This window comes from Streptomyces sp. NPDC046727 (assembly GCF_040645635.1).
GTDB lineage: Bacteria > Actinomycetota > Actinomycetes > Streptomycetales > Streptomycetaceae > Streptomyces.
In genome coordinates, this window is the sequence record NZ_JBEYYR010000010.1 from 69,709 (window position 1) to 92,632 (window position 22,924).

Annotated in this window: 23 protein-coding genes; 9 read left to right on the forward strand and 14 right to left on the reverse strand. The window is 70.3% G+C overall.

The features are described from left to right. Nucleotides 1–33: 33 nt before the first annotated feature. Genes ABZ937_RS14840 through ABZ937_RS14875 form a run of 8 tightly spaced genes read right to left on the reverse strand, consistent with a single transcriptional unit; the run spans nucleotide 34 to nucleotide 6,582 of the window. Nucleotides 34–366 (reverse strand): metal-sulfur cluster assembly factor, encoded by a 333-nt coding sequence (locus ABZ937_RS14840; RefSeq protein ID WP_031166063.1) that lies wholly within the window; start codon nucleotides 364–366, stop codon nucleotides 34–36. Continuing rightward, complete coding sequence (gene sufU / locus ABZ937_RS14845) at nucleotides 363–830, reverse strand: Fe-S cluster assembly sulfur transfer protein SufU (RefSeq protein WP_361691122.1); 468 nt, start codon at nucleotides 828–830, stop codon at nucleotides 363–365. The genes ABZ937_RS14840 and sufU overlap by 4 nt, the downstream gene beginning before the upstream one ends. Before the next feature lie 18 nt (nucleotides 831–848). After that, complete coding sequence (locus ABZ937_RS14850; protein WP_361691125.1) at nucleotides 849–2,105, reverse strand: cysteine desulfurase; 1,257 nt, start codon at nucleotides 2,103–2,105, stop codon at nucleotides 849–851. After that, the gene (gene sufC / locus ABZ937_RS14855; RefSeq protein ID WP_361691128.1) at nucleotides 2,102–2,866 is read right to left on the reverse strand and encodes a Fe-S cluster assembly ATPase SufC; all 765 of its coding nucleotides are present in this window, start codon (nucleotides 2,864–2,866) and stop codon (nucleotides 2,102–2,104) included. Before sufC ends, ABZ937_RS14850 begins: the two co-directional genes overlap by 4 nt. A 7-nt stretch (nucleotides 2,867–2,873) precedes the next feature. Then, complete coding sequence (locus tag ABZ937_RS14860) at nucleotides 2,874–3,191, reverse strand: non-heme iron oxygenase ferredoxin subunit (RefSeq protein ID WP_186281584.1); 318 nt, start codon at nucleotides 3,189–3,191, stop codon at nucleotides 2,874–2,876. Beyond that, entirely contained in the window at nucleotides 3,188–4,372 is a 1,185-nt protein-coding gene (gene sufD, locus ABZ937_RS14865; RefSeq protein ID WP_361691131.1) for a Fe-S cluster assembly protein SufD, read from the reverse strand. The genes ABZ937_RS14860 and sufD overlap by 4 nt, the downstream gene beginning before the upstream one ends. A 57-nt stretch (nucleotides 4,373–4,429) precedes the next feature. Next, nucleotides 4,430–5,851 carry a Fe-S cluster assembly protein SufB gene (gene sufB, locus ABZ937_RS14870; RefSeq protein WP_014671980.1) on the reverse strand — a complete coding sequence of 474 codons (1,422 nt, stop codon included), beginning with the start codon at nucleotides 5,849–5,851 and terminating at the stop codon, nucleotides 4,430–4,432. Beyond that, nucleotides 5,848–6,582, reverse strand: a complete 735-nt coding sequence (locus tag ABZ937_RS14875; RefSeq protein ID WP_361691134.1) for a metalloregulator ArsR/SmtB family transcription factor — start codon at nucleotides 6,580–6,582, stop codon at nucleotides 5,848–5,850. The genes sufB and ABZ937_RS14875 overlap by 4 nt, the downstream gene beginning before the upstream one ends. Before the next feature lie 183 nt (nucleotides 6,583–6,765). On the opposite strand from ABZ937_RS14875, the gene ABZ937_RS14880 reads away from it, so the two are divergent. The 4 genes from ABZ937_RS14880 to ABZ937_RS14895 are packed head-to-tail and all read left to right on the forward strand — an operon-like array spanning nucleotide 6,766 to nucleotide 10,371. Continuing rightward, the gene (locus ABZ937_RS14880; protein ID WP_361691137.1) at nucleotides 6,766–7,581 is read left to right on the forward strand and encodes an AAC(3) family N-acetyltransferase; all 816 of its coding nucleotides are present in this window, start codon (nucleotides 6,766–6,768) and stop codon (nucleotides 7,579–7,581) included. Nucleotides 7,582–7,611: 30 nt separating this feature from the next. Further along, on the forward strand, nucleotides 7,612–8,535 hold the full coding sequence (locus tag ABZ937_RS14885) for an ABC transporter ATP-binding protein (RefSeq protein WP_361691140.1): 924 nt from the start codon (nucleotides 7,612–7,614) through the stop codon (nucleotides 8,533–8,535). A gap of 50 nt (nucleotides 8,536–8,585) precedes the next feature. Beyond that, nucleotides 8,586–9,302: an ABC transporter permease gene (locus ABZ937_RS14890; RefSeq protein WP_361691622.1), complete on the forward strand. Its 717-nt coding sequence runs from the start codon at nucleotides 8,586–8,588 to the stop codon at nucleotides 9,300–9,302. Nucleotides 9,303–9,360: 58 nt separating this feature from the next. Further along, nucleotides 9,361–10,371 carry a COX15/CtaA family protein gene (locus tag ABZ937_RS14895; protein WP_361691143.1) on the forward strand — a complete coding sequence of 337 codons (1,011 nt, stop codon included), beginning with the start codon at nucleotides 9,361–9,363 and terminating at the stop codon, nucleotides 10,369–10,371. 1 nt (nucleotide 10,372) lies between these two features. On the opposite strand, the gene ABZ937_RS14900 is transcribed toward ABZ937_RS14895, so the two are convergent. The 4 genes from ABZ937_RS14900 to ABZ937_RS14915 form a co-directional block, all read right to left on the reverse strand. Further along, entirely contained in the window at nucleotides 10,373–11,110 is a 738-nt protein-coding gene (locus tag ABZ937_RS14900; RefSeq protein WP_361691146.1) for a nucleotidyltransferase, read from the reverse strand. A gap of 18 nt (nucleotides 11,111–11,128) precedes the next feature. Then, complete coding sequence (locus ABZ937_RS14905) at nucleotides 11,129–12,235, reverse strand: amidohydrolase family protein (RefSeq protein WP_361691149.1); 1,107 nt, start codon at nucleotides 12,233–12,235, stop codon at nucleotides 11,129–11,131. A 98-nt stretch (nucleotides 12,236–12,333) separates the two neighbouring features. Beyond that, on the reverse strand, nucleotides 12,334–12,654 hold the full coding sequence (locus ABZ937_RS14910) for a hypothetical protein (RefSeq protein ID WP_361691151.1): 321 nt from the start codon (nucleotides 12,652–12,654) through the stop codon (nucleotides 12,334–12,336). 58 nt (nucleotides 12,655–12,712) lie between these two features. After that, entirely contained in the window at nucleotides 12,713–13,666 is a 954-nt protein-coding gene (locus ABZ937_RS14915) for a heme o synthase (RefSeq protein ID WP_361691624.1), read from the reverse strand. 377 nt (nucleotides 13,667–14,043) lie between these two features. Between ABZ937_RS14915 and tkt the strand changes: the two genes are divergently transcribed. The 5 genes from tkt to pgl are packed head-to-tail and all read left to right on the forward strand — an operon-like array spanning nucleotide 14,044 to nucleotide 20,687. Continuing rightward, nucleotides 14,044–16,131, forward strand: a complete 2,088-nt coding sequence (tkt, locus tag ABZ937_RS14920; RefSeq protein ID WP_361691154.1) for a transketolase — start codon at nucleotides 14,044–14,046, stop codon at nucleotides 16,129–16,131. Nucleotides 16,132–16,164: 33 nt separating this feature from the next. Continuing rightward, nucleotides 16,165–17,283, forward strand: coding sequence for a transaldolase (gene tal / locus ABZ937_RS14925; protein WP_361691157.1), 1,119 nt, complete (start codon nucleotides 16,165–16,167; stop codon nucleotides 17,281–17,283). A gap of 1 nt (nucleotide 17,284) precedes the next feature. Then, nucleotides 17,285–18,823 (forward strand): glucose-6-phosphate dehydrogenase, encoded by a 1,539-nt coding sequence (zwf, locus tag ABZ937_RS14930; protein WP_361691160.1) that lies wholly within the window; start codon nucleotides 17,285–17,287, stop codon nucleotides 18,821–18,823. Further along, nucleotides 18,820–19,908, forward strand: coding sequence for a glucose-6-phosphate dehydrogenase assembly protein OpcA (gene opcA / locus ABZ937_RS14935; RefSeq protein ID WP_361691163.1), 1,089 nt, complete (start codon nucleotides 18,820–18,822; stop codon nucleotides 19,906–19,908). Before zwf ends, opcA begins: the two co-directional genes overlap by 4 nt. Further along, entirely contained in the window at nucleotides 19,905–20,687 is a 783-nt protein-coding gene (pgl, locus tag ABZ937_RS14940; RefSeq protein WP_361691167.1) for a 6-phosphogluconolactonase, read from the forward strand. The genes opcA and pgl overlap by 4 nt, the downstream gene beginning before the upstream one ends. Nucleotides 20,688–20,734: 47 nt before the next feature. On the opposite strand, the gene ABZ937_RS14945 is transcribed toward pgl, so the two are convergent. Beyond that, the gene (locus tag ABZ937_RS14945) at nucleotides 20,735–21,574 is read right to left on the reverse strand and encodes a carbohydrate ABC transporter permease (protein WP_361691170.1); all 840 of its coding nucleotides are present in this window, start codon (nucleotides 21,572–21,574) and stop codon (nucleotides 20,735–20,737) included. Beyond that, nucleotides 21,571–22,923, reverse strand: coding sequence for an ABC transporter permease subunit (locus ABZ937_RS14950; RefSeq protein WP_361691173.1), 1,353 nt, complete (start codon nucleotides 22,921–22,923; stop codon nucleotides 21,571–21,573). The genes ABZ937_RS14945 and ABZ937_RS14950 overlap by 4 nt, the downstream gene beginning before the upstream one ends. Nucleotide 22,924: the final 1 nt, after the last annotated feature.

Here is a 22,924-nt window from a genome sequence, read left to right on the forward strand (position 1 = left end):
CACACGGCCGCGGCCCCTTTCACAGGCTCTGTGTCAGACGTTGAACCCGAGCGCCCGAAGCTGCTCGCGGCCGTCGTCCGTGATCTTGTCGGGGCCCCACGGGGGCATCCAGACCCAGTTGATGCGCAGTTCGTTGACCAGGCCGTCCGTGGCGGACTTGGCCTGGTCCTCGATGACGTCCGTCAGCGGGCAGGCCGCCGACGTCAGGGTCATGTCGATCGTCGCGATGTTCGCGTCGTCGATGTGGATGCCGTAGATCAGACCGAGGTTGACGACGTCGATGCCCAGCTCGGGGTCGACAACGTCGTACAGCGCCTCACGGAGTTCTTCCTCCGAGGCCGGCTTCATCTCAGCGGTCTCGCTCATGCCGTCTTCCTTTCGGCGTCGGCGCCACCCAGCGCCTGGGCCGTCGCGTCCTTCCACGCCATCCAGCTCAGGAGGGCGCACTTGACCCGGGCCGGGTACTTGGAGACTCCGGCGAACGCGACCGCGTCCTCCAGGACCTCCTCCATGGCGTCGTCGGGCTCGATCCGGCCCTTGGACTGCATCAGCTCCAGGAAGGTCTCCTGGATCTTCTGCGCGTCGGCCAGCTCCCTGCCGACGAGGAGTTCGTTCAGCACGGAAGCGCTCGCCTGGCTGATCGAGCAGCCCTGGCCCTCGTACGAGACGTCCTCGATCTTCGTGCCGTCGTACTTCACGCGCAGGGTGATCTCGTCGCCGCAGGTCGGGTTCACATGGTGCACCTCGGCGTCACCGTCCCGCAGACCACGCCCGTGCGGGTTCTTGTAGTGGTCCAGGATGACGTCCTGGTACATCGAATCCAGCTTCACGGTCTCAGCTCACGCCTCTCAGCCGAAGAAGTTCCGTACGTGCTCCAGGCCGTCGACCAGAGCGTCGATCTCGGCCGGCGTGGAGTACAGATAGAACGACGCTCGCGTGGTCGCAGGAATTCCGTAGCGGAGGCAGACGGGGCGAGCACAGTGGTGGCCCACCCGGACCGCGATGCCCTGCTCGTCCAGCACCTGGCCCACGTCGTGCGGGTGGATGTCACCGAGGGTGAAGGAGATCGCCGCTCCTCGGTCCTCGGCCGTCGTCGGGCCGATGATCCGCAGGTCGGGGACCTGCGTCAGCCGCTGCACCGCGTACTCCGTCAGCGCGTGCTCATGGGCCAGGATCCGGTCCATGCCGATCGAGTTCAGGTAGTCGATCGCGGCGCCGAGGCCGACCGCCTGGGCGATCGGCGGGGTGCCCGCCTCGAACTTGTGCGGGGCGGGGGCGTACGTCGACGAGTGCATCGACACCGTCTCGATCATCTCGCCGCCGCCGAGGAACGGAGGCAGGTCCTCCAGCAGCTCCTGGCGGCCCCAGAGGACGCCGATGCCGGTCGGGCCGCACATCTTGTGGCCGGTGAAGGCCACGAAGTCGGCCTGCAGGGCCTGCACGTCCAGCGGCATGTGCGGAGCGGCCTGGGAGGCGTCGATGCAGACGAGCGCGCCGACCTCCTGGGCGCGGCGGATTATCGTCTCGACCGGGTTGACCGTGCCCAGGATGTTCGACACCAGCACGAAGGAGACGATCTTCGTCTTCTCCGTGATGATCTCGTCGATGTTGGACAGGTCCAGGCGGCCGTCGTCGGTGAGGCCGAACCACTTCAGCTTCGCGCCCGTGCGCTGCGCCAGCAGCTGCCACGGCACGATGTTGGAGTGGTGCTCCATCTCCGTGATGACGATCTCGGTCTCGTGGTCCACCCGGTAGGGCTCGTCGGCCCAGCCCAGCATGTTCGCCACGAGGTTCAGCGACTCGGAGGCGTTCTTGGTGAAGATCACCTCGTCGCGGCTGGGCGCGTTGATGAACTCGGCGACCTTGTCGCGCGCGCCCTCGTACAGCGCCGTGGCCTCCTCGGCGAGCACATGCACACCGCGGTGGACGTTGGCGTTGTAGCGCTCGTAGTACTCGCTCAGGGCGTCCAGCACCTGGCGCGGCTTCTGCGAGGTCGCCGCGTTGTCCAGGTACACGAGCTTCTTGCCGTCGTGGACGACTCGGTCCAGGACGGGGAAGTCCTTGCGGATCGCCTCGGTGTCGAGGAGGCCCGGCAGCTGTGTCACGCGGATGCGCCACCCTTCGTGTATGCCTCGTAGCCCTCGTCCTCCAGCTTGTCGGCGAGCTCGGCGCCACCGGACTCGACGATGCGACCGCCGGAGAAGACATGGACGTAGTCGGGCTTGATGTAGCGCAGGATGCGCGTGTAGTGCGTGATCAGCAGGGTGCCGACCTCGCCCGTCTCACGGACGCGGTTCACCCCCTCCGACACGATGCGGAGAGCGTCGACGTCCAGGCCGGAGTCGGTCTCGTCCAGGATCGCGACCTTCGGCTTGAGCAGCTCCAGCTGAAGGATCTCGTGGCGCTTCTTCTCACCGCCGGAGAAGCCCTCGTTCACGTTGCGCTCGGCGAAGGACGGGTCCATGTTGAGGCGCTCCATGGCCTCCTTGACCTCCTTCACCCAGGTGCGCAGCTTGGGGGCCTCGCCGCGGATCGCGGTGGCGGAGGTGCGCAGGAAGTTGGAGACCGAGACGCCGGGGACCTCGACCGGGTACTGCATCGCCAGGAACAGGCCCGCGCGGGCACGCTCGTCGACGGACATCTCCAGGACGTCCTCGCCGTCCAGGGTGACCGTGCCGCTGGTGATCGTGTACTTCGGGTGACCCGCGAGGGAGTAGGCGAGGGTCGACTTGCCGGAGCCGTTGGGGCCCATGATGGCGTGCGTCTCGCCCTGCTTCACGGTGAGGTCGACGCCCTTGAGGATCTCCTTCGTGGCGTTGTCGGCCTCGACGGTGACGTGCAGGTCTCGGATTTCAAGCGTTGCCATGGGTGCCTCAGGACTCCTGGGTGAGGGAGACGAGAACGTCGTCGCCTTCGATCTTTACGGGGTATACGGGGACGGGGCGCGTGGCCGGGAGGCCGGACGGCTTGCCGGTGCGGAGGTCGAAGGAGGAGCCGTGCAGCCAGCACTCGATCTGGCAGTCCTCCACCTCGCCCTCGGAGAGGGAGACGTTCGCGTGGGAGCAGATGTCGTAGATCGCGAACACCTCGCCCTCGGTCTTCACGACCGAGACCGGCGTGCCGTCGAGTTCCACCCGCTTCGGGGTGTCGTCCTCCAGCTCGCTCAGCCCACAGGCGCGTACGAAGGTCATGCGACCGATGCCTCCAGCTCTTCCTCGATCTTGGCGAGCAGGCGCTCCTCGATGTCGGCGACACCGATCTGCTGGACCAGCTCGGCGAAGAAGCCGCGGACCACCAGGCGGCGGGCCTCGTGCTCCGGGATGCCGCGGGCCATCAGGTAGAAGAGCTGCTCGTCGTCGAAGCGGCCGGTGGCGGAGGCGTGGCCGGCGCCGACGATCTCGCCGGTCTCGATCTCCAGGTTCGGCACCGAGTCGACGCGCGCGCCGTCCGTGAGGACCAGGTTGCGGTTCATCTCGTAGGTGTCCGTGCCCTCGGCCTTGGCCTCGATGAGCACGTCGCCGATCCAGACCGCGTGCGCGTCGTCGCCCTGGAGCGCGCCCTTGTAGACGACGTTCGACTTGCAGTGCGGGGTGTTGTGGGTGACCAGCAGGCGGTGCTCCTGGTGCTGCCCGGCGTCGGTGAAGTACAGGCCGAACAGCTCGGCCTCGCCGCCGGGGCCGGCGTACTCCACGCGCGGGTGCAGGCGCACGACGTCGCCGCCGAAGGTGACGACCACGGACTTGAAGGAGGCGTCCCGGCCGACCAGCGCGTTGTGCTGGGCGACGTGGACGGCCTTGTCGTCCCAGTCCTGGACGGAGACGACGGTCAGCTTGGCGCCGTCGCCCAGGACGTAGTCGACGTTGGCGGCGAGCACCGCGTCACCGGTGTGGTCGATGACCACGACGGCCTCGGCGAAGGCGCCCAGCTCGATCACCTGGTGGCCGAAGGCGGTGCCGCCCTGGCCGTGCACGGCGATGCGGATCGGCTCGGTGAGGACGGTCTCCTTGGGGACGGTCACGACCGAGGCCTGCTCGAAGGCGGAGTACGCCTGGGCGGCGATGCGGTCCACGGGGGTGCCCGCCTTGCCGAGGCGCGCGTCGTCGCGGCCGACGGTCTCGACGGTGACGCCCTCGGGGGCCTGGACGTCGACCTTCACACCGTCGCCGTCGGCGACGGCGGTGCCGTCGTGCAGCCCGCGCAGGCGCTCCAGCGGGGTGAAGCGCCACTCCTCCTCACGGCCGTGCGGGACCGGGAAGTCCGCCACGTCGAAGGACGGAGGCGCGCTCATGCGCGAGACGACGGTCGACTCCGCGGCGACCGCGATCGAGCCGGCGGTGGTGGAACCCACCGGGATGTTCTGGGCCTCAGCCATGGCTGTCGTAGTGCTCTCTTTCCTGAGTAAGACGTCTGCTGGCGATGGGTGCGGGTCTTAGCCGACCGCGCCTTCCATCTGCAGCTCGATCAGCCGGTTGAGCTCCAGCGCGTACTCCATGGGGAGTTCCTTGGCGATCGGCTCGACGAAGCCGCGCACGATCATCGCCATCGCCTCGTCCTCGGAGAGGCCGCGGCTCATCAGGTAGAAGAGCTGGTCCTCGGAGACCTTGGAGACGGTGGCCTCGTGGCCCATGGAGACGTCGTCCTCGCGGACGTCGACGTACGGGTACGTGTCCGAGCGGGAGATGGTGTCGACCAGCAGCGCGTCGCACAGCACGTTCGACTTCGAGCCGGCGGCGCCCTCGCCGATCTCGATCAGACCGCGGTAGGAGGTACGACCGCCACCGCGCGCGACCGACTTGGAGACGATGTTGGACGACGTGTTCGGCGCCATGTGGACCATCTTGGCGCCGGCGTCCTGGTGCTGGCCCTCGCCCGCGAAGGCGATGGACAGGGTCTCGCCCTTGGCGTGCTCGCCCATCAGGTAGACGGCCGGGTACTTCATCGTCACCTTGGAGCCGATGTTGCCGTCGATCCACTCCATGGTCGCGCCCTCGTAGGCCACGGCGCGCTTGGTGACCAGGTTGTAGACGTTGTTCGACCAGTTCTGGATGGTCGTGTAGCGGCAGCGGGCGTTCTTCTTGACGATGATCTCGACGACCGCGGAGTGCAGCGAGTCCGACTTGTAGATCGGCGCCGTGCAGCCCTCGACGTAGTGCACGTAGGCACCCTCGTCGACGATGATCAGGGTCCGCTCGAACTGGCCCATGTTCTCCGTGTTGATCCGGAAGTAGGCCTGGAGCGGGATCTCGACGTGCACGCCCTTCGGGACGTAGATGAAGGAGCCGCCGGACCACACGGCGGTGTTCAGCGCGGCGAACTTGTTGTCACCGGCCGGGATGACGGTCCCGAAGTACTCCTTGAAGAGCTCCGGGTGCTCCTTCAGCGCGGTGTCGGTGTCGAGGAAGATGACGCCCTGCTCCTCCAGGTCCTCGCGGATCTGGTGGTAGACGACCTCCGACTCGTACTGAGCGGCGACACCGGCGACGAGGCGCTGCTTCTCGGCCTCCGGGATGCCCAGCTTGTCGTAGGTGTTCTTGATGTCCTCGGGCAGGTCCTCCCAGGACTCCGCCTGCTTCTCCGTGGAGCGCACGAAGTACTTGATGTTGTCGAAGTCGATGCCCGAGAGGTCCGAGCCCCAGTTCGGCATCGGCTTCTTCTCGAAGAGCTTCAGGCCCTTCAGGCGCAGCTTGGTCATCCACTCCGGCTCCGACTTCTTGCCGGAGATGTCGCGGACGACGTCCTCGTTGAGGCCGCGCCTGGCGGAGGCACCGGCCACGTCGGAGTCGGCCCAGCCGTATTCGTACTTGCCCAGACCCTCAAGTTCGGGGTGAGCAGTCTCCGTGGGGAGAGTCATGCGGGGTTCCTCCCGGCCGTGCTTGCAGGTGCGTCAGTGGAAATCTTGGGGATGAACGTCGTGCAGACGCCGTCGCCGTGCGCGATGGTCGCCAGTCGCTGGACGTGGGTGTCCAGCAGCTCGGCGAAGATCTCCGTCTCCGCCTCGCACAGCTGCGGGAACTGTTCCGCGACATGGGCGACCGGGCAGTGGTGCTGGCAGAGCTGCTCGCCGACCGGTGCGCTGCGCGCCGTAGCAGCGTACCCGTCCACACTCAAGGCCTTGGCCAGCGCTTCGGCGCGCTTGTCCGGGGTCACGGACTCGATCGCCTTGCGGTACGCGCTCGCCTGGGCGGCGATCCGGGCGCGGGCGAAGGCGTAGACCGCCTCGGCGCCGCCCCCCTGCTCCGCGATCCAGCGGAGCGCGTCCGCGGCGAGCTTGTCGTACGACTGGTCGAAGGCGTCCCGGCCGCAGTCGGTGAGCGCGAAGACCTTCGCGGGGCGGCCACGCGTGCGCGTGCCGTACACCCGCTGCTCGCGTGCCTCCACGACGTCGTCGGCGACCAGCGCGTCCAGGTGACGCCGGACGGCGGCCTGGGTCAGTCCCAGGCGGCCGGCGAGTTCGGCGACGGTCGACGGCCCGTGGTCCAGGATGGACCGAGCGACCCGGTTGCGCGTCGAACGCTCACCGGTCGCTAGCTCCTCCTGCGGGGCCCCCGTGGGGGTCTCCCGAGCCTCGCCGACGTTTTTCACAACGCCATTGTTGCGTAATTCCGCGAAGCCTGACAAGCGCCGTCCGGATCATCGGACGGTGCCCTGCGTCACTTAGGCATACCTAATCTGACCTGCGAAAACGATCTTTGATCGATCATTTCCGGTCCCTCGCGCGGCCAATTCGGTGGCGGCCCGAGGCCCCGTCCGGAAGACTCCCGAACCATGTCCGCACCCCCTCCGACCGGCCCTCTTGTCACCCGCGACACCCTCGCCGCCCAGCTGCGACTGCTCGGTGTCGAGACCGGCGAGACCCTTCTCGTGCACTCCTCGCTCAGTTCCCTCGGGTGGGTGAACGGAGGCCCGGTCGCCGTCGTCCAGGGACTCCTCGACGCACTCGGCCCGACCGGCACGCTCGTCGTCCCCACCCAGACCGGCGACCAGTCCGATCCGGCCGTGTGGGGGAACCCGCCGGTGCCCGAGGAGTGGTGGGACCGGATCCGCGCCACCATGCCCCCGTACGACCCGCTGATCACCCCCGCGCGCGGGGTCGGCGTCATCCCGGAGACCGTGCGGACCTGGCCCGGCGCCCTGCGCAGCGCGCACCCGCAGACCTCCTTCGCCGCGCTCGGCCCCCGCGCGCGGGAGATCACCGACGGCCACGCCCCCGACTGCCGGCTCGGCGAGCGCAGCCCGCTCGCCCGGCTGGAACAGCTGGGCGCCCGGGTGCTGCTGCTCGGCGCCGGCTACGCCACCTGCACCGCCTTCCACCTGGCCGAATACCGCATACCGTCGCCCCAGGTGCGGGTCGGCCGGCCTGCTCCCGGCGGCGGCTGGGAGACGGTGATCGAGATATCGATCACCTCCGACCGGTTCGACGAACTGGGGCACGACTTCGAACGGGACCGGCCCGTCGTCCGCGGCCGGGTGGGCGCCGCGAACGCCCGCCTCTTCCCGGTGGCGGACGCCGTGGCCTATGCCGAGCGGTGGCTCCCGCTGCACCGCCCCCGCGAGACGGACTTCCCCCACCCGGCCACCTGACCGGTACGCGTTCTCCCTAGACTCTGGCCCATGCGAAGTGAGCCCGTGGTCCAGGTCCAGGCCCTGGTGAAGCGGTACGGCACGAAGACCGCGGTGGACGGCCTCGACCTGGCGGCCCAGCCCGGCGTGACCGCCGTCCTCGGCCCCAACGGGGCGGGGAAGACGACCACGGTCGAGACCTGCGAGGGGTACCGGAAGCCGGATTCCGGCACGGTGCGCGTCCTGGGCCTCGACCCGGTCCGGCACTCCGCCGAGCTGCGACCCCGCATCGGCGTGATGCTCCAGTCCGGCGGCGTCTACTCGGGCGCCCGCGCGGACGAGATGCTCCGGCACGTGGCGAAACTGCACGCGCACCCGCTGGACGTGGACGCGCTCGTCGACCGCCTCGGCCTCGGCTCCTGCGGTCGCACCAGCTACCGCCGGCTGTCCGGCGGCCAGCAGCAGCGGCTCGCGCTCGCCATGGCCGTCGTGGGCCGCCCGGAACTGGTGTTCCTGGACGAGCCGACCGCCGGCCTCGACCCGCAGGCCCGCCGGGCCACCTGGGACCTGGTGCGGGACCTGCGCGCCGACGGCGTCTCGGTGATCCTCACCACGCACCACATGGACGAGGCCGAGCAGCTCGCCGACGACGTCGCGATCATCGACGGCGGCCGGGTCATCGCCCAGGGCTCCCCGGAGCAGCTGTGCAAGGGCGGCGCCGAGAACACCCTGCGCTTCACCGGCCGCCCCGGGCTCGACGTCGGCTCCCTGCTCAAGGCCCTCCCGGCCGACTGCACGGCCGCCGAGCTGACCCCGGGCGCCTACCGGGTCGTCGGCAAGGTCGACCCCCAGCTGCTCGCCACCGTCACCTCCTGGTGCGCCCAGCACGGGGTGATGCCGGACCGGATCTCGGTGGAGCGGCACACGCTGGAGGACGTCTTTCTTGAGCTGACCGGTAAGGAGCTGCGCTCGTGACCACGGCGGGTACGTACACCCCGAAGCCCGGAGCCGCCCCGCTCCCCCGCATGATCGCGGCGCAGGCGGCGCTGGAGACGAGGATGCTGCTGCGCAACGGCGAGCAGCTGCTGCTGACGGTCGTCATCCCGACCCTGCTGCTGGTGCTCTTCAGCGCGGTCGACATCGTGGACACCGGCAAGGGCGAGGCCGTCGACTTCCTCGCCCCCGGCATCCTGGCCCTGGCCGTGATGTCGACGGCGTTCACCGGCCAGGCCATCGCCACCGGCTTCGAGCGCCGCTACGGCGTCCTGAAGCGGCTCGCCTCCTCGCCGCTGCCCCGCTGGGGCCTGATGGCCGCGAAGACCGCGTCGGTGCTGGTCACGGAGATCCTCCAGATCGTCCTCCTGACCGTCATCGCCTTCGCGCTGGGCTGGTCCCCGCACGGCAACCTGGCCGCCGTCCTGCTGCTGCTCGTCCTCGGCACCGCCGCCTTCTCCGGGCTCGGCCTGCTGATGGCGGGCACGCTGAAGGCGGAGGCCACACTGGCCGCCGCCAACCTGGTCTTCCTGCTGCTGCTCGTGGGCGGCGGGGTGATCGTGCCGCTGGAGAAGTTCGGCTCGGCGGGCGAGCACGCGCTCGGCCTGCTGCCGATCTCCGCGCTGTCGGACGGCCTGCGGGACGTGCTCCAGCACGGCGCCGGCATGCCCTGGGGGGACCTGGGGGTCCTCGCCGTGTGGGCGGTGGCCGGGCTGGCCGCGGCCGGGAAGTTCTTCCGCTGGGAGTGACGCGCGCCGCACCCACGGGGGTGACCCTCGTGAACGCGTGCACAAGCGGCGGCCTACGATGGTGCGCGTGCCAAAGCTGACCCGCGCCGACGCCGTAGCGGCCCTGCGCAACCCGCTCGCCTTCATCGCCGACCGCTGGACCCCGGACCCACGGACCGTACAGCGGGCGGCCCTCGCCGCACTCGTCATGGCGGTGGTCATCGTCGTCACCGGCGGCGCCGTCCGGCTGACCGGCTCGGGCCTCGGCTGCCCGACCTGGCCCACCTGCACCGACGACTCGCTGACCACCACCCGGGCCATGGGCTTCCACGGGGTCGTCGAGTTCGGCAACCGCATGCTGACGTACGTGCTCTGCGCGGCCGTCGGCTGGGCCATCATCGCGGCGCGCTCCCAGAAGCCGTGGCGGCGCGACCTGACCCGGCTGGGCTGGGCGCAGTTCTGGGTGGTCATGGGCAACGCGGTGCTCGGCGGCATCGTCGTGCTGGTCGGCCTCAACCCGTACACGGTCGCCGCGCACTTCCTGCTCTCCACGGCCCTGATCGCCATCGCCACGGTGATGTGGCAGCGCACGCGGGAGGGCGACGCGGAGCCGCGTCCGCTGGTCGGCAAGGCGGTGCAGCAGCTGGTGTGGTTCCTGGTGATCGCGTCCGTGCTGCTCATCGCGGTCGGCACGGTGGTGACCGGGGCCGGGCCGCACGCGGGCGACTCCAGCGAGGTCGAGCGCATCCCGATCGACTGGGAGACGGTCTCCAAGCTGCACGCGGTGCTCGCCTGGATCGTGGTGACGCTGACGTTCGCGCTGTGGTTCGTCCTGAAGGCGGTCGACGCGCCGAAGGGTCCGCTGGCGCGGACGCGGGAGCTGTTCGTCGTGCTGCTGTGCCAGGGCGCCGTGGGCTACGTCCAGTACTTCACGCACCTCCCGGAGGCCCTGGTGGCCGCCCATATGCTCGGCTCCACGGTGATGTGGATCTGGGTGCTGCGCGTCCTGCTCTCGCTGCGCGAGCGCCCGGAGGCCGCCCCGGACCTGCCGGGCCCCTCGGCCGAGGTGACGGTCGCCGCGCGCGCGTGAGTCACCCGTACGTGGTGACCAGCGCGTCGATCGCCGGGCCCAGGTAGGCACGGGTCAGCTCGGCCCGGCGGGCCGGCCGGTCGGCGTCGGCCGGGGCCGGGGTGTCGTACCGCCGGCGGGTGATGTCCTCGACGACCTCGGCCGGAGCGCCGAGTGCCGCCAGCTCGGTCAGGGCCTCCCGTTTGGAGATCAGCCGCCCGTCCCGCAGGGTCACGGTGGCCCGGGCGAAGGTCAGCAACCCCAGGTCCACCCAGACGTCCTGCCGCCACAGCCGGGCCTTGTCCACCGCCGGCCGCCAGAAGTCGCGCTGGTCGCGGACGACGAAGTCGTCCAGCTGGAGGTCCGGTACCGGCGGGAGCAGCGCGGCCGGGGCGTCCCCGTGCAGCACGCGCCCGAAGTCGTGCAGTTCGCGCCGGGTGACGGGGGTGACCGGGCGGCGCAGCAGACCGTTGTGCGCCCAGGTGAGGTGCGACCGCTCGGGGTCGGCGAGCGTGTCCGGGGTCAGATAGCTGCAGTGGAGCTTCGCGGCGAGCGGCGCGGCGCGCAGCCTGCGGTGCAGGGTCGCCACCCGCCAGGCCTGCCTGGGACCGAGCGGGCCGGGCAGTACGGCGATGAGGTCCAGGTCGCTGCGCCCCTCCTGGTAGTCGCCGCCGGCCAGGGAGCCGTGGGCCCACAGGGCGAGGGGACGTAAGGGCGCGAGGTCGCGCAGGAACGAGTCGAGCAGCGCTTCGGTCGGCATCCGTTCAGTGTGGGCAGCTCACCCGAGCCCGTAAACCCGGCGCGCGTTGCCCGCCGCGATCAGCCGGGCCACCCGCTGGGCGTCCTCCAGGGACCAGGCGCCCTCGGCGACCCAGGTGCCCAGGACGCGGGCCAGGGCCTCCCGGAAGAGGCGGGCGCCGACGACGTGCAGCTCGGGCAGGCCCTGGGCGCCGGTGGAGAAGAGGATCTTGCCGAAGGGGGCCAGCTCCAGGATCTCGGCGAGGATCGTGGCCGCGCGGGCGCCGGTGCGGACCAGGGCTGCACCCGAGTCGGCGTAGACGTGCGGGAAGACCCCGGCCAGGTGGGCGGCGTGCCGGTGGTACGGATAGCCGTGCAGCAGGATCAGGTCGGTGCCGAGGCCCGCGGTGGCGCGGACGAAGTCGGTGAGCAGCACCGGGTCCGTGCGGTCGATCCGGGAGCCGGGCTCGCCGAGGCCCGCGTGCAGTTGCAGGGGCAGGCCCGACGCGACCGCGATCCACAGCAGGTGCCGGAGCAGCACGGCGTCGGTGAGCGCTCCGCCGACCCGCCGCCCGGCCAGCCAGCGGCCCGCCGCGCCCCGCACCTCCCCCGGCCCCGGCGGCTCCGGCGCGAGCGCCAGGCCGTGCCGCAGGCCCGCGACGGAGGTGAAGGCGACGGCGTTCGACGCGGCGCCGTGCACCGACTCGGCGAGGTTGGCGAGGAAGGACTCGACGGTGCCGGAGGTGTCGGCGACCTGCTCCGCGAGCTGCTCCAGCCGGATGATCTCCCGGGCCTCGGCCGCTCCGGCGGAGGCCAGTTCGGTGGGGCTGGTGAGGTCGCCCGGCAGACCGGTGTCGACCAGATAGGTCGTGATGCCGCTGCCGCGCAGCAGCCTGCGGCCGGACTCCAGGACGCCCAGTTCCCGGCGCCGGGCCAGATAGCGGGCGGGCGGGCAGTGCGGTTCGAGACCGAGCAGGGGTGGGCACCAGCGCCGTACGGCGAACCCCGTCTGCGTGTCGAACAGGGTGGTGCCCGCTGCGGGCGGTCCCTCGGTGCGGGCCAGTTGGGCCTCGAAGGTGCCGAGGCCCAGTTCCGTCCGCAGTACGCCGTGGCAGTACTGGTCCACGAGGGACGGCGTTTCGATCATCCGGGACTCCCCCGTGGGACGCGTGCTGCCTTACACGTCCTAACGGGTGAACGGGGTGTGAGGTCGCGCCCCGGCTCGGATGGTGCGCTCGTACGGCGTCAGCCGCCGATCTGGATGCCGGCCATCCGCTTCCACTCGTACGGCCCCGTCGTCACCTTCGCCGCGAACTCGCCGTCGAAGGACTCGTGGACCGTGATGCCCGCCCGCTCGACGGCCTTCCCGGCGATCTCCGTGCTGGGGGCCACCAGGTCGCCCCAGCCGCCGTCCTCGCCGACGAGGACGATGCGGGCGCCGCGTTCGCCGATGTGGGCCACCTGGCCCTCGGCGCCGCCGTGGGCCTTGGAGAAGGCGCTGATCTGCCGGGCGAGCTTCGCCACCGTGCGCTCGGCCTTCGGGTCAACCTGCTGCGTGTCTGCCATGACCAGGATGCTACTCACGAGTAGATCGACTGGCGAGGGCAGACCGCTGTGACGTACGTCAGCGCAGGAACGGGTCCACCGCGACCGCGACGAAGAGGATCGACACGTAGGTGATCGACCAATGGAAGAGGCGCATCTCCTTCAGCTTGGCGCCGGTCACCTCGGCCTTCGCCCGGTTCTGCAGCCCGTGCGCCTCCCAGAGCCAGAAGCCGCCGGCCGCGAGGGCGACGGCCGTGTAGAACCAGCCGGTGTAGCCGAGGGGGGTGAGCAGCAGGGAGACGGCGACCATCACCCAGCTGTAGATGACGATCTGGCGCGCGACGACCTTGTTGGAGGCGATGACCGGCAGCATCGGCACGCCCACGCGCGCGTAGTCCTCCTTGACCTTCATGGACAGCGGCCAGTAGTGCGGCGGGGTCCAGAAGAACATGACGAGGAAGAGGACGATCGGCGCCCACGACATCGAGTTCGTGACCGAGGACCAGCCGATCAGCACCGGCAGACAGCCCGCGATGCCGCCCCACACGATGTTCTGCGAGGTACGCCGTTTGAGGATCATCGTGTAGACGACGACGTAGAAGAGGAGCGCTCCGAGTGACAGCCAGGCGCTCAGCCAGTTGACGGTCAACCCGAAGAGCAGCGTCGAGACGACCGCGAGGGTGATGCCGAAGGCGAGGCACTCGCGCGGGCTGACCATCCCGGTGACCAGCGGGCGCTGTGAGGTGCGGTCCATCAGGGCGTCGATGTCCCGGTCGATGTACATGTTCAGCGCGTTGGCGCCGCCCGCGGAGAGGTACCCGCCGACGCAGGTGAGCAGGACCAGCTTGAGGTCGGGCACACCCTGCTCGGCCAGGAACATCACCGGAACGGTGGTGATGAGCAGCAGCTCGATGATCCGCGGCTTGGTAAGAGCCACGAACGCCTTGACACGGGCCCCGAACGGCCGGTGAACCGGGCTCTGGCTCGTCCCGAGCCCACCGGCTGGACGGGATTCGACGGCCGTCACGCACACCCCTGACAGAGACATCCCAGCAAGCCTCCCCGTGTGAAGTCCGGGTAAAGGCTCGCGCGTACCACGCCACTTTAGACGTTGCCCATACCCCGGCCTTCGCGGGGGTGGGGTCGTGTTGGCACACACCCCATAAGAGGTGACCCGGCACTCGATTGAGCGCTCAGATGACCGGCTCCGTATTCATGTGCCAAAAGCCGTCTCGGCCAGTCGGGAGGCGGATCGCACGGACTCCCGGCAGTCTGGAATCACTCGAAAAAATGCACGTCCTTACGGGGGTAGGCTCAACATCGGCCGGTGGGCAGAAGTGCACCGGCGGCCGGGTGGGCGCATGCCCCGAAGACCGGCGACCGACATGTGGAGAGGAGCCCTGACCCAGGGTGAGCACCAAGCCGACCACCACAGACCTTGAGTGGACCGAGCTGGACCAGCGGGCCGTGGACACCGCCCGTGTCCTGGCCGCAGACGCCGTACAGAAGGTCGGCAACGGCCATCCCGGTACGGCGATGAGCCTGGCCCCGGCCGCCTACACCCTCTTCCAGAAGGTGATGCGGCACGACCCGGCCGACCCGGAGTGGGCCGGCCGCGACCGCTTCGTGCTGTCCGCCGGACATTCGTCCCTGACTCTCTACACTCAGCTCTACCTGGCCGGCTTCGGCCTGGAGCTGGACGACCTGAAGGCGTTCCGGACGTGGGGTTCGAAGACCCCGGGTCACCCCGAGTACGGGCACACCAAGGGCGTCGAGACCACCACGGGCCCGCTGGGCCAGGGTGTCGCCAACGCGGTGGGCATGGCGATGGCCGCCCGCTACGAGCGCGGTCTGTTCGACCCCGAGGCCCCGGCCGGCGAGTCGCCCTTCGACCACTTCGTCTACTGCATCGCCGGTGACGGCTGCCTCCAGGAGGGCATCTCCGCCGAGGCGTCCTCGCTGGCCGGCCACCAGAAGCTCGGCAACCTGATCCTGCTGTGGGACGACAACCACATCTCGATCGAGGGCGACACCGAGACGGCGGTCTCCGAGGACACCGTCAAGCGGTACGAGGCCTACGGCTGGCACGTGCAGCGCGTGGAGGCCCAGGACAACGGCGACCTGGACCCGGCGGCGATCTTCGCCGCGGTCGAGGAGGCCAAGAAGGTCACCGACCGTCCCTCCTTCATCGCGATGCGCTCGATCATCGCCTGGCCGGCCCCGAACGCGCAGAACACCGAGGCCGCGCACGGCTCGGCGCTGGGCGACGAGGAGGTCGCGGCCACCAAGCGCGTCCTCGGCTTCGACCCGGAGCAGTCCTTCGAGGTATCCGACGAGGTCATCGCCCACACCCGCAAGGCGCTGGAGCGCGGTGCCGAGGCGAAGGCCGAGTGGGAGAAGTCCCTCCAGGTGTGGCGGGACAACAACCCGGAGCGCGCCGCCGAGTTCGACCGGATCAGCAGGGGCGAGCTGCCCGCCGGCTGGGAGGAGAAGCTCCCGGTCTTCGAGCCCGGCAAGGGTGTCGCGACGCGTGCCGCGTCCGGCAAGGTGCTGCAGGCGCTCGGCGCGGTGATCCCCGAGCTGTGGGGCGGCTCCGCCGACCTCGCCGGGTCGAACAACACGACCATCGACAAGGACAGCTCGTTCCTGCCCGAGGGCAACCCGCTGCCGGAGGCCAACCCGTACGGCCGCACGATCCACTTCGGCATCCGCGAGCACTCCATGGGCGCCGAGCTGAACGGCATCGCCCTGCACGGCAACACCCGGGTCTACGGCGGCACGTTCCTCGTCTTCTCCGACTACATGCGCAACGCCGTGCGCCTGTCGGCCCTGATGCACCTGCCGGTGACGTACGTGTGGACGCACGACTCCATCGGCCTCGGCGAGGACGGCCCCACCCACCAGCCGGTCGAGCACCTGGCCTCGCTGCGCGCGATCCCGGGTCTGAACATCGTCCGCCCGGCGGACGCCAACGAGACCGCCATCGCCTGGCGCGAGATCCTCAAGCGCTACACCAAGGAGTTCGGCAAGGGCCAGCCGCACGGTCTGGCGCTGACCCGGCAGGGTGTGCCGGTGTACGAGCCCAACGAGGACGCGGCCAAGGGCGGCTACGTCCTGTTCGAGGCCGAGGGCGGCGAGGCTCAGGTCATCCTGATCGCCACCGGTTCCGAGGTGCACGTCGCCGTCGAGGCGCGCGAGCGGCTCCAGGCCGAGGGCGTCCCCACCCGCGTGGTGTCGATGCCGTCCGTGGAGTGGTTCGAGGAGCAGGACCAGGGGTACCGGGACTCCGTGCTGCCGCCGTCCGTGAAGGCCCGGGTCGCCGTGGAGGCGGGCATCGGCCTGACCTGGTACCGCTACGTCGGTGACGCCGGCCGCATCGTTTCCCTGGAGCACTTCGGTGCTTCCGCCGACGGCAAGGTGCTCTTCCGCGAGTTCGGCTTCACTGCCGAGAACGTGGCTGCCAAGGCCCGGGAATCCATCGCCGCCGCCCAGCGCTGACGCTCATACACGACACGTAGGAGATGTAATTCCATGACAGACGCACTCAAGCGCCTCTCCGAAGAAGGCGTCGCGATCTGGCTGGACGACCTGTCGCGCAAGCGGATCACGTCCGGCAACCTCGCCGAGCTGATCGACCAGCAGCACGTCGTGGGCGTCACCACCAACCCGACGATCTTCCAGAAGGCGATCAGCGGCGGCGACGGCTACGAGCAGCAGGTCTCGGACCTCGCGGCCCGCAAGGTCACCGTCGAAGAGGCCATCCGCATGATCACCACGGCGGACGTCCGGGACGCCGCCGACATCCTGCGCCCGGTCTTCGACGCCACCGGCGGCAAGGACGGCCGCGTGTCGATCGAGGTCGACCCGCGCCTGGCGCACAACACCAAGGCCACCGTCGCCGAGGCCAAGCAGCTGGCCTGGCTGGTCGACCGCCCCAACACCCTGATCAAGATCCCGGCCACCAAGGCGGGTCTGCCGGCGATCGCCGAGACCATCGGTCACGGCATCAGCGTCAACGTCACGCTGATCTTCTCGCTGGAGCGCTACCGCGCGGTCATGGACGCGTACCTCACGGGCCTGGAGAAGGCCAAGGAGCGCGGCCTGGACCTGTCGCTGATCCACTCCGTGGCGTCCTTCTTCGTGTCCCGTGTGGACACCGAGATCGACAAGCGCCTGGACACGATCGGCACCGACGAGGCGAAGGCGCTGCGCGGCAAGGCCGCCGTCGCCAACGCCCGGCTCGCCTACGAGGCGTACGAGGAGGTCTTCTCCTCCGACCGCTGGCAGGCGCTGGAGAACGCGGGCGCCAACAAGCAGCGTCCGCTGTGGGCGTCGACGGGTGTGAAGGACCCGGCCTACCCGGACACGCTGTACGTCACCGAGCTGGTCGCGCCGAACACGGTCAACACCATGCCGGAGGCCACGCTGGAGGCCACCGACGACCACGGCGAGATCACCGGTGACACCGTCGCCGGCACGTACGAGCAGGCGCGTGCCGATCTCGACGCGCTGGAGAAGCTCGGCATCTCGTACGACGACGTCGTGCAGGTGCTGGAGGACGAGGGCGTCGAGAAGTTCGAGGCGTCCTGGAACGACCTGCTCAAGTCGACCCAGGCGGAGCTTGAGCGCCTGGCCCCTTCGGAGGGCTGAGTTGTCACCCGTTTCCGGTTCCGGAGCGAACCCGCTTCGTGACCCGGCCGACCGACGGCTCCCGCGTATCGCGGGGCCGTCGGGCCTGGTCATCTTCGGTGTCACAGGCGACCTGTCGCGCAAGAAGCTCATGCCCGCGGTCTACGACCTCGCCAACCGGGGTCTGCTGCCGCCGGGCTTCTCGCTGGTGGGCTTCGCCCGCCGCGACTGGGAGCACGAGGACTTCGCCGAGGTCGTCCACGACGCGGTCAAGGAGCACTCGCGCACCCCCTTCCGTGAAGAGGTCTGGCAGCAGCTCATCCAGGGGATGCGCTTCGTCCAGGGCACCTTCGACGACGACGACGCGTTCGAGCGGCTGCGGGCCACCATCGAGGAGCTGGACAAGGCACAGGGCACGGGCGGCAACTTCGCCTTCTACCTGTCCGTGCCGCCGCGCTCCTTCCCGGTGGTCATCCAGCAGCTGAAGAAGCACGGTCTGGCCGACCAGACCGGCGGTTCCTGGCGGCGCGCGGTCATCGAGAAGCCGTTCGGTCACGACCTGAAGTCGGCCGAGGAGCTGAACAAGGTCGTGCACGAGGTGTTCGAGCCGGACCAGGTGTTCCGGATCGACCACTACCTCGGCAAGGAGACCGTCCAGAACATCCTGGCGCTGCGCTTCGCCAACACGATGTTCGAGCCGATCTGGAACCGGTCCTTCGTGGACCACGTCCAGATCACCATGGCCGAGGACATCGGCATCGGCGGCCGGGCCGGCTACTACGACGGCATCGGCGCCGCCCGGGACGTCATCCAGAACCACCTGCTCCAGCTGATGGCCCTCACGGCCATGGAGGAGCCGGCCTCCTTCGACGCGGACGCGCTGGCCGCGGAGAAGGAAAAGGTGCTGGGCGCCGTCCGGCTGCCGAAGGACCTGGGCACCGACACCGTCCGCGGTCAGTACGCGGCCGGCTGGCAGGGCGGCCAGAAGGTCATCGGCTACCTCGAAGAGGACGGCATCGACCCGAAGTCGAAGACCGACACCTTCGCCGCGGTCAAGCTGGGCATCGACAACCGCCGCTGGGCGGGCGTCCCCTTCTACCTGCGCACCGGCAAGCGCCTCGGCCGCCGGGTGACGGAGATCGCGGTCGTCTTCCAGCGGGCCCCGCACTCCCCCTTCGACACCACGGCGACGGAGGAGCTGGGCCAGAACGCGATCGTCATCCGCGTCCAGCCGGACGAGGGCGTCACGGTCCGCTTCGGCTCCAAGGTGCCGGGCACCTCGATGGAGATCCGGGACGTCTCCATGGACTTCGCCTACGGCGAGTCGTTCACGGAGTCCAGCCCGGAGGCGTACGAGCGCCTGATCCTGGACGTGCTGCTCGGCGACGCCAACCTCTTCCCGCGCACGGAGGAGGTCGAGCTGTCCTGGAAGATCCTCGACCCGATCGAGGAGTACTGGGACAAGCACGGCCGGCCCGCGCAGTACCCGTCGGGCACCTGGGGTCCCGCCGAGGCGGACGAGATGCTCGCACGAGACGGACGGAGCTGGCGCCGGCCATGAAGATAGACCTGACCGGCACCACCGCCGGCGATATCAACAAGGCGCTGGTGCGGGGCCGCCGCGCCATCGGCACCCCCGCCGTCGGCATGGTCCTGACCCTCGTCATCGTCACCGACGAGGAGAACGCCTACGACGCCCTGAAGGCCGCCAACGACGCGTCGCGCGAGCACCCCTCGCGCACGCTGGTGGTCATCAAGCGGGTCTCCCGCTCCCCGCGCGACCGTACGTCCTCGCGTCTGGACGCCGAGGTGCGGGTGGGCGCGGACGCGGGCACCGGTGAGACGGTCGTCCTCCGTCTCTACGGCGAGGTCGCCGACCACGCCGACTCGGTGGTCCTGCCGCTGCTGCTGCCGGACGCCCCGGTGGTCGTGTGGTGGCCGGTGAACGCCCCGACCGACCCGGCGAAGGACCCGCTGGGCGCGCTCGCCCAGCGCCGGGTCACCGACACCTACGCCGCCGAGCAGCCGGTGCGGGAGCTGTCCGCCCGTGCCGATGCCTACACGCCCGGCGACACCGACCTGTCCTGGACCCGGATCACCCCGTGGCGCTCCATGCTCGCGGCAGCCCTGGACCAGGTGACCTGCGAGGTGCGGGCCGTCGAGGTGGAGGGCGAGGAGTTCAACCCGAGCTGTGAGCTGCTGGCGATGTGGCTCGCGGACCGGCTGGACGTGCCCGTGAAGCGCTCGCTGTCGTCCGGGCCCGGCCTGACGGCGGTCCGCATGGACACCAGTGAGGGCGCGATCGTGCTGGACCGGGCCGACGGCTCGCTGGCCACGCTGGCCATCGCGGGTCAGCCGGCCCGCGCGGTGGCGCTGAAGCGGCGGGAGACCGCCGAGCTGATCGCGGAGGAGCTGCGCCGGCTGGACCCGGACGACACCTACGCGTCGGCGCTGCGCTACGGCGTGGAGCGGCTGAGCACGGTTCCCGACCAGGCTTCCGAAGCGGCTGAGCAGGAGCCCGCGCGAGAGTCGGCCGAGCCGGTCGCGGTGCCCGAGCCGGTCGAGGAGGCCGCGAAGGCGCCCGCGAAGAAGGCGGCGGCCAAGACCGCGAAGAAGGCACCGGCGAGGAAGGCGACGGCGAAGTGAGCACTCCGCAGCTGGTCGTCCACCACGACAAGGAGCTGATGGCGCAGGCCGCCGCGGCCCGCCTGATCACGAAGATCGTGGACGCGCAGGCCTCCCGGGGCACCGCGTCCGTGGTCCTCACGGGCGGCCGCAACGGCAACGGTCTGCTGGCCGCGCTGGCGGCGGCGCCCGCCCGCGACGCCATCGACTGGGGCCGTCTCGACCTGTGGTGGGGCGACGAGCGCTACCTGCCCGAGGGCGACCCCGAGCGCAATGTCACGCAGGCCCGCGAGGCCCTGCTGGACTCCGTACCGCTGGATCCGGAGCGCGTGCACGCCATGCCCGCCTCCGACGGCCCGTACGGCGCCGACGTCGACGCGGCGGCGGAGGCGTACGCGGCGGAGCTGGCGAAGGCGACCGGTCCCGAGAACCATGGCCCGGTGCCGACCTTCGACGTGCTGATGCTGGGCGTCGGCCCGGACACCCATGTGGCCTCGCTCTTCCCGGAGCTGCCGGCCGTACGGGAGACCGAGCGCACGGTGGTCGGGGTGCACGGCGCGCCCAAGCCCCCGCCCACCCGGATCTCGCTCACCCTGCCGGCGATCCGCGCGGCCCGCGAGGTCTGGCTCCTCGCGGCCGGCGAGGACAAGGCGGAGGCCGCGGCCATCGCGCTGTCGGGCGCGGGCGAGATCCAGGCCCCGGCGGCGGGCGCGTACGGCCGGCAGCGCACGCTGTGGCTGCTGGACGCGGCGGCGGCTTCCCAGCTGCCTCGGTCGCTGTATCCGCCGGCGTCTCCGTGAGGCCGGGCCGGAAGTGAGGGAGGCGGGGGCTTCGGCCCCCGCCTCCGCTATTTCACCGACCCCGCCATCACGCCCTGCACGAAGTGCCGCTGGAAGGCGAAGAACACCGCCACCGGCACGATCAGCGACAGGAACGCGCCCGGGGCGAGCACGTCGATGTTGCTGCCGAACTGCCGGATCTGGGACTGGAGTTCCACGGTCAGCGGCTGGGACGAACTGTCCGCGAAGAGCAGTGCGACCAGCATGTCGTTCCAGACCCACAGGAACTGGAAGATGGCGAGCGAGGCGAGGGCGGGGCGGCCCACCGGCAGGACCAGCCGGGTGAAGATCCGCCACTCGCTGCCGCCGTCCATCCGGGCCGCCTCCAGCATCTCCTTCGGTATCTCCGCGAAGTAGTTGCGCAGGAGGAAGACGGCGAAGGGGAGGCCGTAGGCGACGTGGAAGAGGACGACGCCGGGGATGGTGCCGAACAGGCCCAGTTGCCCGAAGAGTTTGGCGACGGGCAGCAGGCCGATCTGCACCGGTACCACCAGCAGGGCCACCACCAGCAGGAAGAGGGGCTCCCGGAACGGGAAGTCCAGCCAGGCGAAGGCGTATCCGGCGAGGGCCGCGAGGACCACGACCAGGGTGGTGGCCGGCACCGAGATCAGCACGGTGTTCCAGAACGCCTGGGTGATGCCCGCGTTCTTCAGCAGCGCCGAGTAGTTGTCGAAGGACAGCCGGCCGGGGCCGGACAGCGCCGTCCACCAGCCGCCCTTGGCGGTGTCCTGGGCCGAGCGCAGGGACGACAGGAACAGACCGGCCAGCGGGGTCAGCCAGATCAGGCCGATCACCACGAGGGATGCCTGGACGAGACCGTTGCCCAGGCCGCGCCGCACGGCGTTCATCGCTGACTCCTTCGGAAACGGCGGACGTTGAAGACCATGGCGGGGATGACGAGGAGCAGGAGCAGCACGCCGAGGGCGCTGCCGAGGCCCTGGTCGTTGCCGCCGCCGAAGGACACCAGCCACATCTGCGTGGCGAGGACGGTGGCGTCCTCCTGCACCGGGCCGGGCGCGATGATGTAGACGAGGTCGAAGACCTTCATCACGTTGATCACGAGGGTCACGAAGACCACGGTGAGCACGGGTGCGAGCAGCGGGACGGTGATCCGGCGGAAGATCTGCCACTCGTTCGCGCCGTCCATGCGGGCCGCCTCCAGTGCGTCCCGGGGGAGCGTGGAGAGGCCGGCGCCGATCAGGACCATCGCGAATCCGGTCCAGATCCACAGGTAGGCGCCGATGATCGCCGGGGTGACGAGGGTCGGGCCGAGCCAGGAGACTCCCTGGTAGGGCGGGGCGAAGTTCGACTTCGGGAGTTTGACCGTGTACGAGCCGTCGTGGAGCCCCGGGAAGCGGAAGGAGCCGTCGGCGGCGGTGGTCGTGCTCGCGACCGTCTTCCCGTCGCGCACCGCCTCGACCTTCATGCCGGGCAGGCCGCTCTCCTTCGGGTCGATCCTGCCCTGCTCTCCTCCGCCGCCCGGGGTGAAGTCCAGGTAGACGACACCGCGCAGTTCGCCGGGGCCGGTCTTCCCGCCGGTCACCGGGTGGGCGGGCCGGGCCCGGGCGGGCAGGTCCTTGGGCAGTACGCCCACCATCGGGAGGGTGACCGGGTCGCCCGGGGTGGCGGTCGTGCGGTAGGAGCCGTCCCGGTCCTGGGTGAGCAGCCCGGTGCGGCCGCGGGCCGTCGGGTAGGCCGACGTGCCCTTGAAGGCGTCGTGGACGGAGACGACGGCCGCGTTGAGCACGCCCTTGTCCGGGTCCTCGTCGTAGGCGAGCCGGAAGATGATGCCGGCGGCGAGGAAGGACACGGCCATCGGCATGAAGAGGAGCAGCTTGAAGGCGGTGGCCCAGCGGACCTTCTCCACCAGGACGGCGAGGATGAGGCCGAGGCCGGTGAGGAGGGCGGGGGCGACGACGACCCAGATGGTGGTGTTGCGGATGGCCTTGAGGGTGGCCGGGTCGCGGAACATCTCGGTGTAGTTGTCGCCGCCGACGAACCGGGTGCCGGAGGCGTCGAAGAAGCTGCGGCCGACGGAGAACAGCACCGGGTAGACGACGAGCGCGCCGAGCAGCAGCAGCGCGGGGAGGACGAAGAGGAGGGCGATCAGCCGGGCGCGCCGCCGGCCGCGGCGCACGGGCGCCGGGCCGGCGGCCCGCGGGCCCGCCTGCTGTTTCACGAGTGTGGTGGCGGTCATG

What these genes read in the sequence shown, in the direction of transcription:
- ABZ937_RS14950 (WP_361691173.1), bottom strand. Translation starts at nt 22,923, where the DNA reads ATGACCGCCACCACACTCGTGAAACAGCAGGCGGGCCCGCGGGCCGCC.
- opcA (WP_361691163.1), top strand. Translation starts at nt 18,820, where the DNA reads ATGAAGATAGACCTGACCGGCACCACCGCCGGCGATATCAACAAGGCG.
- ABZ937_RS14900 (WP_361691146.1), bottom strand. Translation starts at nt 11,110, where the DNA reads ATGCCGACCGAAGCGCTGCTCGACTCGTTCCTGCGCGACCTCGCGCCC.
- ABZ937_RS14880 (WP_361691137.1), top strand. Translation starts at nt 6,766, where the DNA reads ATGTCCGCACCCCCTCCGACCGGCCCTCTTGTCACCCGCGACACCCTC.
- ABZ937_RS14890 (WP_361691622.1), top strand. Translation starts at nt 8,586, where the DNA reads ATGATCGCGGCGCAGGCGGCGCTGGAGACGAGGATGCTGCTGCGCAAC.
- sufC (WP_361691128.1), bottom strand. Translation starts at nt 2,866, where the DNA reads ATGGCAACGCTTGAAATCCGAGACCTGCACGTCACCGTCGAGGCCGAC.
- ABZ937_RS14895 (WP_361691143.1), top strand. Translation starts at nt 9,361, where the DNA reads ATGGTGCGCGTGCCAAAGCTGACCCGCGCCGACGCCGTAGCGGCCCTG.
- ABZ937_RS14945 (WP_361691170.1), bottom strand. Translation starts at nt 21,574, where the DNA reads ATGAACGCCGTGCGGCGCGGCCTGGGCAACGGTCTCGTCCAGGCATCC.
- ABZ937_RS14905 (WP_361691149.1), bottom strand. Translation starts at nt 12,235, where the DNA reads ATGATCGAAACGCCGTCCCTCGTGGACCAGTACTGCCACGGCGTACTG.
- ABZ937_RS14885 (WP_361691140.1), top strand. Translation starts at nt 7,612, where the DNA reads ATGCGAAGTGAGCCCGTGGTCCAGGTCCAGGCCCTGGTGAAGCGGTAC.
- ABZ937_RS14860 (WP_186281584.1), bottom strand. Translation starts at nt 3,191, where the DNA reads ATGACCTTCGTACGCGCCTGTGGGCTGAGCGAGCTGGAGGACGACACC.
- tal (WP_361691157.1), top strand. Translation starts at nt 16,165, where the DNA reads ATGACAGACGCACTCAAGCGCCTCTCCGAAGAAGGCGTCGCGATCTGG.
- ABZ937_RS14910 (WP_361691151.1), bottom strand. Translation starts at nt 12,654, where the DNA reads ATGGCAGACACGCAGCAGGTTGACCCGAAGGCCGAGCGCACGGTGGCG.
- sufB (WP_014671980.1), bottom strand. Translation starts at nt 5,851, where the DNA reads ATGACTCTCCCCACGGAGACTGCTCACCCCGAACTTGAGGGTCTGGGC.
- ABZ937_RS14840 (WP_031166063.1), bottom strand. Translation starts at nt 366, where the DNA reads ATGAGCGAGACCGCTGAGATGAAGCCGGCCTCGGAGGAAGAACTCCGT.
- sufD (WP_361691131.1), bottom strand. Translation starts at nt 4,372, where the DNA reads ATGGCTGAGGCCCAGAACATCCCGGTGGGTTCCACCACCGCCGGCTCG.